The organism is Zarconia navalis LEGE 11467, from assembly GCF_015207075.1.
Lineage (GTDB): Bacteria > Cyanobacteriota > Cyanobacteriia > Cyanobacteriales > Geitlerinemataceae > Zarconia > Zarconia navalis.
The window spans coordinates 1-12053 of the sequence record NZ_JADEXN010000094.1 but is presented as its reverse complement, the minus strand read 5'-3'; the positions used below and the strand labels follow the sequence as shown (position 1 = coordinate 12053).

The window sequence follows — 12053 nt, the reverse complement described above, 5'->3', positions numbered from 1 at the left end:
AGCTGAGCGTTACGCTTTTCGATCTGTCGTTGGCTAATTTTTTGCGCGGCTTCGCTTCTGGCGAGCCTTTTAGCCAAGTTGACTTCGATGCGCTGGCGAATGGGACTGACGAGATAGTCGTGGACGAGTTGGTAGCGTTCGCCCGATTCTTCTCGGTGTCGAAAAATCAGACCCGACCCTTCAAAAATATTGAGAATCAGATCGAGTTGTTGGGGTATATCGAGTGGTGAATACCTTGGCTTTATTTTGGCAACGAAGGATGTATTAGCCATCGGTGGGCCCGAAAAGCCGATCGCGTTAGATAGCTCTTGTTTGGTTTTTAAGGGACGGTTATTTTTCTCGTCAACGAGAGTCGATAAAAGTTTCCAGGCAGCTTTTGCATTTTCCGCGCCGCAATCGCGAATAATTTGAACCAACGATCGTTCGATCAGTTTATCTTTTGGATTCGAGCCTAGCAACCAATATTGACTCAAAGAGGTAATATCTTCTTCTTGAAGCTGCGCTCCCACTAGTTGGAGTTCGATCGGTCGAACTTTTCCAAGTTCGCGAGATAGATCGCGCACTAACTGTTCGATTAAATCTAACTCGAGTTGAAAATGCGTTTTGCGAGTGAGTTCTTGGATAATATTGCGTGCGTCTTCAGAAGAGAAGTTCCCGAGTTGATAGCGAATATTTTTGTCTAAAATATTATTATTAATCGCATCTAAATGAGGAATTCGATCGAAGTCGAGTAAATAGTGAATATAGTCTTCCCGTAGCGATAAAATAATTTTAACAAAAGGTAAATTCAGACATTGAAACAAAAAATCATAGAAGTCTTTTCGATTGGCTTGATAGGAATAGACGAAGAAAAATTCTTCAAATTGATCGAAAATTAAGACCGTCAGTAAATTACGACTGATATTTTGCCGAAGTCGATCGAGAATGACTTGAGGAGACCAATGAAAATTCTCATTTTCATCTTCTGAATTCAGTGGAGGATTGCCATCTCCAGAGCAGGCCTCCATTAACCGCTCTCCTAACTCCCGACTCCAGTCGGTATAGGTTGGTAAAACAACGGGAATGACGGCACGTTCCCCGATCGCTCTTTGTTGAAGAGCAGGAACCAAACCGGCATTGACGATCGAGCTTTTGCCAACGCCAGAATGACCGTGAATGACCGTCAGCTTGTAATCGTCGCGGCTCACTCTCTCGAGCAAGCGGTTGATATCTTGCCCGCGGCTGGCTGCGGTAATTTCGTGGGCGATGGTAGCCGTTCGAGAGGTTTTCCACGCGGGATTGCGCGTTTGTTGCTGCGGCTGTAACTGAGTTGCACCGATAAAGGCTCGAAACCCGTATTGGTGTTCGATTTTATGCTGCTCTTGCTTGATTTTAAACGCATCTAAATAACGACCCCGATTGAAGTAAAGCGATCGCAATTCTTGCAAAATTTGAATGTAGAGTTGCGGGTCGTGCTGGTGGAGGGGGGTATCGTCGCGGACGCGAATTTCTTTGGCGGTTTCTAGGTCGACCGTCGCCAATTGAGCGTTACCGAGGTGCTTGCGCGCTCTTGCCAGTAGCAAACAATAAAGAGCTTTCTGTTGGGGTTTGGGGGTGACGGCGCGATCGAGAATTTGCAGGGCCTGCTCGGCAAACCGCTTGGCCGAACGCCATTTGAGACGACCCAGAGCCACTTCGGCTAGGAAACCGTAGTCTTGAGCCAGTTGAACTTCAAAGGAGAATTCTTGGGTTTTCCCTAAATTTTGATGGAGATCTAAGGCTTTTTGAGCTAAAGCTTCGAGTTCGGCCCAAGCTTCCAATCGTCGCAGAACTTGACCGAGTTGAGCGATCGATTTGGCGACTAGGTCTAGACGACCCAAACCCTCAAAAGTCTCGATACACCTTCGCAGAAATTCCCGTGCCTTTTTCCAATGATTTCGATTTTGGGCTGGATGCAGATCGGCTTGGCGACAGTAACATAACCCAAAGTAAAAGAGCAAAACCCCCTCGCGCTCTTTGAATTGTCTGGGGTTGAGAAAATCGGAAGATGTCGCGTCATCCATACGAGCTTCTTGCCAAAAAGCCAAACTTCGATCGAAGTGTTCTAAGGCAAGCTCGAGCTGGTCGTTGGCATAGTCATCTCGACCCAACACAAATTCTAGACTCGCGGCTAGAGATGGCTCCAAACTAACCCCGTGATGTTGTAAATCTTTTTGTGCCAGGGTTAAAACTTGGCGGTGGGGCGAACCCATGGCTAAATTAACCGCAACCTTCGATAAAAATGGATTTGCACCGACTTCTAATGCTTGGGAAAATATCGTTTCTGCTTTCTGGCGTAAAAAATCGATCAGCTCTTGAGTGGCAATTTCAAATTTGATGGAGCTGGCCGCCCAACTTTTAAAATCTGGAGCATATCGAATCAACTTTTCTAAAACCCAATCGTTAACCCATAAAATTAAAGGAAAGGGGAATCGTTTGCGAAACTCTTCTCGAACTTGGTTGGTGGAGTTTAAAACCCGATCGATTTCTGTCACCGATTCTAAATTGAAAACAGCTAAATAATCTGGGTGATTCTGGCACAAACAATCTTGAATTGTGGTGTAGAGTGTTTGAACCGAATCTGGTAGTTTAAATTCTTCTAGCTCGATGGACAATTTTGTTTTGAGTTTGGCTGACATTTGCTCGGCCAACCAGGTATAGTTGCAGCGAACGAGAATTAAGGAAAACTGACCTTGAGATAAAGAAATTGCTCGAACGAGAGTTTTTAACGAACGTTCGTTGTATGCTGCAACATCATCCACAGAAAGCAAATTTGTCATGTTTCGCTAACGTATTAAAACGAGCTAAAATCAAGCGGATTGGAAGGAGAAAATCAACATTTTGTCGCACTAAATTAACTGAATTAACTTGTGCGATGCTTGAGGCTAACTCGTCTATTTTACCGATCGAAACTTCCAAATGGCATGATGGGTAATACCCACTATGTATCTAAAACTACGAATATTTAGTATTTATTCATAATTTCTGCACGATTTGAGAAGATGAAGATGACTAAGGGCGATCGATCGTGCTTTGCGCCCAGCAAAAAAAGAGAAATGAAAAATGAGTTTGCAGTTCGAGTAAAAGTCTTGAAAGTCAAAACAAATAGAAAAAAGGTGGGGCTTGCCCCACCTTTTCGATCGAAATTTAAAAATGCTACGAAATTAGATCTAAAGCGCTTCAGCTTTGGCGACGACGTTCTCTACCGTATAGCCGAATTTCTCCATGTTCGTTCCTCCCGGAGCCGAAGCACCGAAGCGATCGATACTAATTGTATCTCCCTCGAAGCCCACATAACGCTCCCAGCCGAAGCTACATCCAGCTTCAACAGCCAAACGCTTCGTCACCGCCTTGGGCAAGACGGACTCGCGATAGGCTTCATCTTGGTCTTCAAACAGCTCCCACGAAGGCATGGAAACTACCCGCACTTTCTTGCCCGATGCGGAAAGCTTCTCGGCCGCCTCGACGCACAGGGAGACTTCGCTACCAGTACCGATCAAAATTAGATCCGGCGTACCGTCGCACTCAACAACGGCATAAGCACCCTTTTCAGTCCCTTCAATAGAGCTACCGGCCAAGTTGGGCAATCCCTGGCGGGTGAAGGCCATCAGAGTCGGACGCTTGCGATTGGAAATCGCCACTTTGTAAGCGCCGGAGGTTTCGTTGCCATCGGCGGGACGAATTACCACCAAGTTGGGAATGGCTCGCAAAGAGGCAATGGTTTCGATGGGTTGGTGCGTCGGTCCATCTTCCCCGAGAGCCACAGAATCGTGGGTCATAATCCAAAGACACCCAGCTTCAGAGAGGGCAGACAAGCGAATCGCCGCCCGCATGTAGTCGGTGAAGATTAAGAACGTCGCACCATAGGCAATCAGACCGGAATCATGCAGCGCGATTCCGTTACAAATTGCACCCATGCCGTGTTCCCGGACTCCGAAACGCAGGTTGCGGTTTTCGTAGGCTCCCTTTTGGAAACTTCCCGATACCTCCATGAAGGTGAGGTTGGAGTGAGTTAAGTCTGCCGAACCCCCAATGAGTTCGGGAATCACCTCAGCTAAAGCATTCAGGGTCATCTCCGAATTCTTGCGGGTGGCAAGGGCTTTGTCTTCGGGAGTGTAAGTGGGCAGCGCTTTTTCCCAGCCCTCTGGCAGCGTACCGCTCATCATCCGATCGAATTCTGCGGCATCTTCGGGATACTTAGCCTTGTAGTCGGCATAAGTTTTATTCCACTCGGCTTCGGCTTCGGCACCGCGATCGACGGCTTTGCGGAACCGGGAGAGCGCATCTTCGGGAACCTCGAAGGGTTCGTGGTTCCAAACTAAATATTTGCGCGTGGCGGTGACTTCATCGCCACCGAGGGCCGCACCGTGAACGCCAGCGGTATTTCCTTTTCCAGGAGATCCGTAGCCGATGGTGGTCGTAACCTTAATCATCGAGGGCTTATCGGTGACGGCTTTGGCTTCTTCGATGGCCTTGGTAATGCCATCGATATCGGTGTTGCCGTCTTCAACGTGGAGGACGTGCCAACCGTAGGCCTCGAAACGCTTGCTGACATCTTCGGTGAAGGAAACGTCCGTGGAACCGTCAATGGAAATATGGTTGTCGTCGTACAGGGCAATCACCTTACCCAAGCCCAAGTGACCTGCAAGGGAACAAGCTTCCCCAGAAACCCCTTCTTGATTGCAGCCATCACCGAGAATGACATAGGTGTAGTGGTCTACGATCGTCGCGTCGGGCTTGTTGAATTTCGCCGCCAAATGAGCTTCTGCCATTGCCAAACCCACACCATTGGCAATTCCTTGTCCCAACGGTCCCGTGGTGACTTCTACCCCCTCAGTCTCAAAGTTTTCTGGGTGTCCGGGGGTTCTCGATCCCCACTGACGGAATTGCTTGATATCCTCGATCGTCACGCCATCGTAACCCGTCAGGTAGAGCATGGCGTACTGGAGCATACAACCGTGACCGGCGGAGAGCACAAAACGATCGCGGTTAAACCAATCGGGATTTTTGGGGTTGTACCGCATAATGCGATCCCAGAGGACGAAAGCCATGGGTGCGGCACCCATCGGTAACCCTGGATGACCGGACTTCGCTTTCTCGACAGCGTCAATTGCTAGAAAGCGGATGGAATTGATGCAAAGTTCTTCGAGTGATTGGGTGGCAACAGCCATAGTCTTCTATCTTCTTGACAACGTTTGAGCAAGGACTGGAGTCAGTTCAACGGGATGCGGTTCGGACTGCCCTTCATAATTTCTTTATCATCTCACTACCGGGATGACGCGGCAAGAGGGCACGGCAAAATGTCGCAGCATCTTGTGACGTTGGTCCGCATATTTCACTCAAATCTAACTCCAGCGCTATTTTGAGATTTCAAGCATACTTCTGAAAGACTAACGTCACGTTATGACCGCCAAAACCAAAAGAATTGGAGAGGGCGACATTCACGGTTTTGGCGCGACTTCCATTGGAAATGTAGTCTAAGTCGCATTCGGGATCGGGGGTTTCTAAATTAATCGTCGGGGGCATTCGATCGTTCAAAATGGCGAGAACGGTTGCCACAGCTTCAATACCGCCGGAACCCCCGAGTAGGTGTCCGGTCATGGATTTGGTGGAGCTAATGGCAAGGTCGCGCGCGTTCTTTTCCCCTAAAGCCTTTTTAATCGCCAGGGTTTCCGTCTTATCGTTGGCTGGCGTGCTCGTTCCGTGAGCGTTAATATAATCGACGCGCTCGGGTTCGATTCCCGCATCTTTGAGAGCCAGTTCGATGGCTCGGGTGGCACCCGTCCCCCCCGGAACCGGAGACGTAATGTGGTAGGCATCGCAAGTCATGCCGTAGCCCACAATTTCCGCATAAATTTTGGCACCGCGACTTAGGGCGTGTTCGAGTTCTTCGAGGAGTAAAATACCCGCACCTTCCCCCATCACGAAACCGTTGCGATCGAGATCGAAAGGGCGGCAGGCCCGAGCGGGATCGTCATTGCGAGTGGATACGGCTTTTGCCGAAGCAAATCCAGCCAACGAGAGGGGAGTCACTGCGGCTTCTGCCCCCCCGCAAATCATCGCTTGAGCGTAGCCCCGCTGAATCAAGCGAAAGGCATCTCCCACCGCGTTAGAACCGGCAGCGCAGGCCGTCACCGGGCAGGAGTTGGGCCCTTTAGCTCCCGTGTGAATCGCCGTCAATCCGGCAGCCATATTTGCGATCATCATCTGCACCGTGAACGGAGAACAGCGAGACGGACCGCGCGTTAAGTAAACCTCGTGCTGAGCTTCCATCACATCCAGCCCGCCAGTCCCCGTCCCGACGATCGTGCCAACCTGTTCTGCATTCAAATCGTTGATGACAAACTTCGCATCGGCTAGAGCCTGATGGCTCGCGGCTACCGAAAACTGAGCGAAACGAGCCATGCGTTTGGCTTCTTTTCGCTCCATATATTGGTGAGGGTCGAACTGTTTGACCTCACCAGCAATGCGGCAAGCGTGTTTCGATGCATCGAAGAGAGTAATCGGACCGATACCGTTACGTCCAGCTAGCAATCCTGCCCAATATTCTTCGGGGGTATTGCCCACTGGTGTAACCGCACCCACACCGGTAACAACAACACGTTTTGATTTAAAGTTTGTCACGATCTTCATCAGTGGCGAGGGTATTCAACACCCAGAATGCAAAACAGAAGGAGGGACTGAGACTTCTTGTGCGGGCGCTCGCGTAGCTCAGTCATAGATTCAGGCAAGCCGAACTTAGGCCGCAGGCACTGTAGTTCTAAGCTACAGAAGCACTTTTTTCGGTGATGTAGTTAACCGCTTCTCGAACGGTGGTGATGCCTTCAGCAGCTTCATCGGGAATTTCAATATCAAACTCTTCCTCGAGGGCCATGACGAGTTCGACAGTATCTAGGGAATCAGCACCTAAATCGTTAACGAAGTGGGACTCGGGTGCCACTTTCTCTTCTTCAGCTTCTAGTTGTTCGGCTACAATTTTTTTGACTTTGGTCAAAATTTCGTCTTGACTCATTGGGATATGTCCTCGTTAGATTGCTGCCGGGAGCCTGAAGTGTCAAATAAAGATCGATTCAGTCTCTCGAACCGCTTATAGTATCACAGTTGCCAGCAAAGGGTTAAGACTATATGACGTTTTAACCTCTTGGGCAATTCTAATCTTATCGGAAAGCGTGACCTTCTATAGCGCTGCGTGTCCGGAATTGGGGAAAGCGTTAGGGGAAAGGGCATGAAAAAGCTTGTCACCCACGCCATTTTAGCAATTCTTCGTCTCTTGAATTTCCCAACCGACGACTGGTGAATCGGGCATCGGTGAGACTTTGGATTTAACTTCGCGATGAAGAGCGACTCCCAGAGTTGCGAACGTTGACCACTTTGCCTAGAAGGTCGTACCAAAAACTCGCCCCCATGGAAATTGCCAGCCCGCTGATGGCCCAACCCACAAGGCGCTTGAGATAGGGTAAAGGCCAACCTTTGTTTTCTAGGGCTTGCTCTGTGACTAGGTTAGCGCGCCAACCGAGGGGAAGAGAAGCCTCATCGAGAGATTCTTTCACCTCTTGAGATAGCTTTTTAAAGTCTGCTGATGTGGGTTGAGAATCTCGAGCGACGAATTGTCCGGCATTTTCTGTAATCGCTGCTCGCAACACAGAGTTTTTGGATAAACTTTCGGTAATGTACAAGCTATCGGCATTGGTGGCAACGGCGACGATAATCCCGATTAGCACGGCAATTCCTCGAGCATTGCGCTTGTAGACCCCTGAAGAGCGCGTCATGGAAGCGTCAAACCAACTTTCAATTTGCAGTTGCAGTTCGGAGACTTCATCTTCAATGCTTTCTTTTTGCGATTGGATGCGAGTTCCTAAAGCTGCGAGACTGTGTTTGACTGGAGCGGGTAACTCCGGCAGACTTTCAATAACGTCGCTAATTCCTTGATGGGAAGGGCTATTTTTGTCTTCGATCGCTCGTTGCAATTCAGAATACATCTTCGGCTTATTCTGAATCATTTCGACGACTTCGTTCATGCTCGGCTTTAAGGATTGAATTAAGACCGATCGCTCTGTTTCTGAGTAGTTTTTATCTTGAAGATGTTGAACTCGATAGATAAAAGCATTAAGGTAAGTTTCGGGTTGCTCGATGTAATTCTGACAATTACTCACAAAAATCTCCAGCCGTTGATTCATCCGATCGAGAGACTTGGGTAAATTCACCCGCCGCGTTCCGAAATCGTTAATAATTCCCTGCCAGTCTTGCTCTACGCTCTCTAACTCTTGGGTGACGATCGAGCGAGCGGAATCGCTTAATTCGATCGCTTTTAAAGTTTTGAGAATGTCTTTAATTTGTTGCTGCTTGAAATCTTCGAGTCGAGCCAGTGTAACAGCTTGACCGATTTCTTTTAATTTAAACGTGTCGATTAACGTCGTTGCAAAAGCTTCGGCGGGGATATACGAAGGCCCACTTGAATCATTTTTAAAGGGATTTTCCGATCCTGTCAAACGATAGTACAACGAGATGAAAAAGTTGGCAAATTTGCGAAACCCTAACGCCAGTCTACCTTTTGCTTCTTGATTCAAACTACTAATAAGAGGATGATGATAAAGTTTGTCGGTTAAAGATTTAATTTCTTTGGCATTGGGGGAAACTTGACCGCTGGCAAGCATGATTTCAATCGAGTTTTTAAGATGTTCTGCCCGCCATTGCAGTAGGGTTGTAATTAATTCCTGAATTTCCGATGCTAATAGGCTTAATATCAAATACATGAAAACTAAGCCAATTGCAATATCAACAACAAACGGTAGATTCATTCTAACTTTTCCTCCAACTTCACTCTCGAGACATTTATATTACAAACAAAAATAGAGATTGAACAGAATAGAAAAAAGTTAAGTTAACTCCATTTTATTCTGTTAGTTTTCTCTTTTCTCTAACCCTTCAAAAAAATCCCGTTTATCCAGTTTAACCCGCACGATCGCGATCGCTTCCAAAAATCCCCCTAAGTATTGTTGCGAAAAACAGTCTGCTTTTTGAGGGGCGATCGCCATCAGGGTCGAAAAACACTTATAAACTAAACTTTTAAAGTGCGATCGGGCAATTCTCATACTGGCAATTTGACTTTGTATCGTGTCTCTGGGATGGACGAGATAAGTTGCTGCGCATCTATAGCCGTTCGCGCCCTTTATCGTTCCAAGTTCAAATTTCTGGAGAATGAGGAAAGTCTGGGGAATGCCCGATCGCGACAGTGTCAACACATGGCGCGCGTTGCGCTATAGTTTACGACTTTTGACTGACACCGGAATGCGCAGATGCGGGGATGCCCAAACAGATCGAGCGTATTTATCTTGTTTTGGGAGCATTTAAATACGCATTGGCTTACAAACGCTTCTCCACCCATCTCCCTTCAAAAAGGGGACTTGAGAACTGCTATACTTCTGACATTCAGCTTCGTCTTGCAGCGGCCTCTTCACTCGATTCGATTTCCCGACGAATGTCTGCAAGGGTCGAGCCTCGTGCGAGCTTGCGCGTCCAAGTTTCGAGACCGCTACGATCTACATCCCGTCCGAGGACTTCTTGATAAATGCGATCGATGTTTTCTTCGGCTTCGGGACTGTTGGCAATTTCTTGACGAACCTGAGAAAGTGGGGTTCCGTCTGCCAACTCCACAGACCAATGGAGGAGTCCATCCACATCGGCTTCGCGTCCGAGAACGTCTCGGTAAATTCGATCGATGTCGCTGTAATAATCAGAAGGTTCGCGCTCGTCTTCTTCTTCGAGGTAATTGCGCCAATCAAATTCTCGATCGATTTCGTTATAGTAGCGCAGCCAGTCCATGTCGAAGCACAAAGAGTATTCTTCGCTGTTATAGCACCGTTCCTGGGAGAATCCAGGTAAAGTCCAGCCAAGGGTGAGTACGAAAGTAGAAATAGCCAACTTGGAGAAATTCATTGGCACTGGAACTGGCAATGGGACGAATAGTGTCTGGATTTGATATCGTTCGAGATCCGGACGTATATGTTTAGATGCTCGCGCTCGATTCCGGATCGGACTCGATCTACTACTAGTGTACAGATTGCCGGAAAAAGCGAGGAAATCAATTTTTGCACGCAGACTTCTTGTGTAAAGACTGAGGATAGGACTGACACAAAGCCTCTATCCGTAGGAGGTGAAGTCCGCAAAAATACCCCATCGGGGTCACCGTATTTAGAGCATACATCAGCGAAAACATTTCGAGCTTAAGATTGAATATAGATGGAAAAAAATTGTTTTCATCGCTCAAGCTGACATCAATTCACAAAATCTAGCGATTTAGGGGTAAAACAACCATGTCATCTCAATCTCCCTTCATCTTGAACACTAATATGGATAACATCATCCTCGAACTTTATGCTCGAACCATCTCTACGGGTTGTATTACACCGGCAGATTGGTTTTTGCTGACGAAAATGATGTTTTCGGATTCCCTGAGTATCGAACAAGGTGAGATTATTCGGCGGATTCTCTATGCGATTCGGCGACGGTTCATCAAGCGGGTTCCTCCGATTACCACTTATCACTGTCGCGCAGTTTGACTCGTGGGAAAATCGTCGTGTCGTCTAAAGAGTGTCATCCAGAGCGTGCGAGCATAGAAGATTCCTTGCCACATTTATGGAGCGTATCGAGTCCCCATTGATTCATTGACTCGCCGAAATTGGCTTTGAGAGGAATTGGAGAGAATATAAATGTCGATGCGATCGCCATTTAATTTCGCAAGATCGCTATTTTCAGGAAATATCTACTATCTATGCCCAATTCGAACCATACCGGGTTTTCGATCGAGAACCCGGTATTCTAATGCAAAGATACCGCGCGCGATCGGGAGATTTCTGGCAAATCGTTTCATGCAAACTGATAACTCTTCAACTGACTCTTCAAAGCGATCGCCCATCCTACCGCCTCGTCCTTCTCTTGTTAACGAACGATCGCTCTGGTTTATCGTTTTCCCGATCGCCTTAATTTGGTCGGCGCGACAAACGGGAATCGGGGAAGGGGAATGGCTCAATTTAGGAGGATTACCCCAGGTTCGAGAGTTTTTCCAGGCGGCATTACATCCCAACCTCAACCGAGACTTTCTTCAACTGACTGCCCAGGCCACCCTAAAAACCCTCGCCTATGCCATTTGTGGAACCACCTTCAGTCTCTTCTTGGGCTGCGTGGGGGGGGTCTTCTCTTCAGAAATTTGGTGGCGATCGCGATCGTCTAGAGCCTTTAGAGTCAACCTGAAAACATGGCTGGCGATTCGCGGCATCCTCAGCATTCCCCGTGCCATCCACGAAATGGTATGGGGGCTATTTTTCGTCAATATTTTCGGACTCGATCCGATTGTCGGAATTTTGGCGATCGCTCTTCCCTTCGGTGCGATTACGGCGAAAGTATTTGGGGATATTTTAGATGAAACCCCGCGAGAACCCCTCTACGCACTTCTCAACGCCGGAGTGTCCCCAATCAACGCTTTTCTATACAGCCTGATTCCCCAAGCATTTCCCGGTTTACTATCTTATGCCTTCTACCGTTTTGAATGTTCGATTCGATCGGCTGCGGTATTGGGAATTATCGGTGCGGGAGGGTTGGGTTACCAACTGAATTTGAGCCTTAAGTCCCTGCGTTACGAGGAAATGTGGACGTTGTTGTGGGCGCTAGTGTTGCTGTCGGGGATGGTGGATTTTTGGAGTGCGTCGGTGCGTCATGGTATTGGCGCGCCGAGTCGGTTGGATTTGAATGCCGGGAAGCTAAAGGGGCGATCGATCGATTCGCGGGGTTCCGTTCGTTCTTTATGGGGGGTTTTGCTGCTGGTTCCGGTATCTTTTTGGGCGGTTGGAGCAGATTTTGGCAAACTCTGGCAACCTAGAACTTACGTCCTCCTGGGGGATATTCTCCAAGCTGCTTTTTCTCCGGATCGGTCTAAATTTGCCGCTTTGGTTCCCCTGTGCGCCCAAACCTTGGCGATGTCGGTTTTAGCGATGGTAGGGGCGGGATTGGGAGCAATATTGCTGTCGTTTACCGCAGCG

9 protein-coding genes are annotated in these 12053 nt (G+C 48.1%); 2 read left to right on the top strand and 7 right to left on the bottom strand.

Annotated elements, in window-relative coordinates:
- From IQ235_RS07125 to IQ235_RS07095, 7 genes are all read right to left on the bottom strand, one after another.
- On the bottom strand, positions 1-2798 hold a 2798-nt coding region (locus IQ235_RS07125), incomplete at its 3' end, for an nSTAND1 domain-containing NTPase (RefSeq protein ID WP_441373248.1).
- A gap of 390 nt (positions 2799-3188) precedes the next feature.
- Complete coding sequence (tkt, locus tag IQ235_RS07120; RefSeq protein ID WP_264320791.1) at positions 3189-5189, bottom strand: transketolase; 2001 nt, start codon at positions 5187-5189, stop codon at positions 3189-3191.
- A gap of 199 nt (positions 5190-5388) precedes the next feature.
- Positions 5389-6642, bottom strand: coding sequence for a beta-ketoacyl-ACP synthase II (gene fabF, locus IQ235_RS07115; RefSeq protein ID WP_264320792.1), 1254 nt, complete (start codon positions 6640-6642; stop codon positions 5389-5391).
- A 136-nt stretch (positions 6643-6778) separates the two neighbouring features.
- The gene (gene acpP / locus IQ235_RS07110; protein ID WP_264320790.1) at positions 6779-7030 is read right to left on the bottom strand and encodes an acyl carrier protein; all 252 of its coding nucleotides are present in this window, start codon (positions 7028-7030) and stop codon (positions 6779-6781) included.
- Between the two features lie 310 nt (positions 7031-7340).
- Positions 7341-8816 carry a hypothetical protein gene (locus IQ235_RS07105; RefSeq protein WP_264320789.1) on the bottom strand — a complete coding sequence of 492 codons (1476 nt, stop codon included), beginning with the start codon at positions 8814-8816 and terminating at the stop codon, positions 7341-7343.
- 102 nt (positions 8817-8918) lie between these two features.
- Positions 8919-9260 (bottom strand): hypothetical protein, encoded by a 342-nt coding sequence (locus IQ235_RS07100; RefSeq protein WP_264320788.1) that lies wholly within the window; start codon positions 9258-9260, stop codon positions 8919-8921.
- Between the two features lie 187 nt (positions 9261-9447).
- Positions 9448-9954, bottom strand: coding sequence for a DUF4214 domain-containing protein (locus tag IQ235_RS07095; RefSeq protein ID WP_264320787.1), 507 nt, complete (start codon positions 9952-9954; stop codon positions 9448-9450).
- A 377-nt stretch (positions 9955-10331) separates the two neighbouring features.
- On the opposite strand from IQ235_RS07095, the gene IQ235_RS07090 reads away from it, so the two are divergent.
- Both IQ235_RS07090 and IQ235_RS07085 read left to right on the top strand, forming a co-directional pair.
- Positions 10332-10577 carry a hypothetical protein gene (locus IQ235_RS07090; protein WP_264320786.1) on the top strand — a complete coding sequence of 82 codons (246 nt, stop codon included), beginning with the start codon at positions 10332-10334 and terminating at the stop codon, positions 10575-10577.
- A gap of 309 nt (positions 10578-10886) precedes the next feature.
- Positions 10887-12053, top strand: a 1167-nt coding sequence (locus IQ235_RS07085) for an ABC transporter permease subunit (protein WP_264320785.1), incomplete at its 3' end; no start/stop codon positions are given.

Bases quoted from the DNA above. Each gene is read 5' to 3' on its own strand.
- acpP (WP_264320790.1), bottom strand. From the start codon at position 7,030: ATGAGTCAAGACGAAATTTTGACCAAAGTCAAAAAAATTGTAGCCGAA.
- IQ235_RS07095 (WP_264320787.1), bottom strand. From the start codon at position 9,954: ATGAATTTCTCCAAGTTGGCTATTTCTACTTTCGTACTCACCCTTGGC.
- IQ235_RS07090 (WP_264320786.1), top strand. From the start codon at position 10,332: ATGTCATCTCAATCTCCCTTCATCTTGAACACTAATATGGATAACATC.
- IQ235_RS07105 (WP_264320789.1), bottom strand. From the start codon at position 8,816: ATGAATCTACCGTTTGTTGTTGATATTGCAATTGGCTTAGTTTTCATG.
- tkt (WP_264320791.1), bottom strand. From the start codon at position 5,189: ATGGCTGTTGCCACCCAATCACTCGAAGAACTTTGCATCAATTCCATC.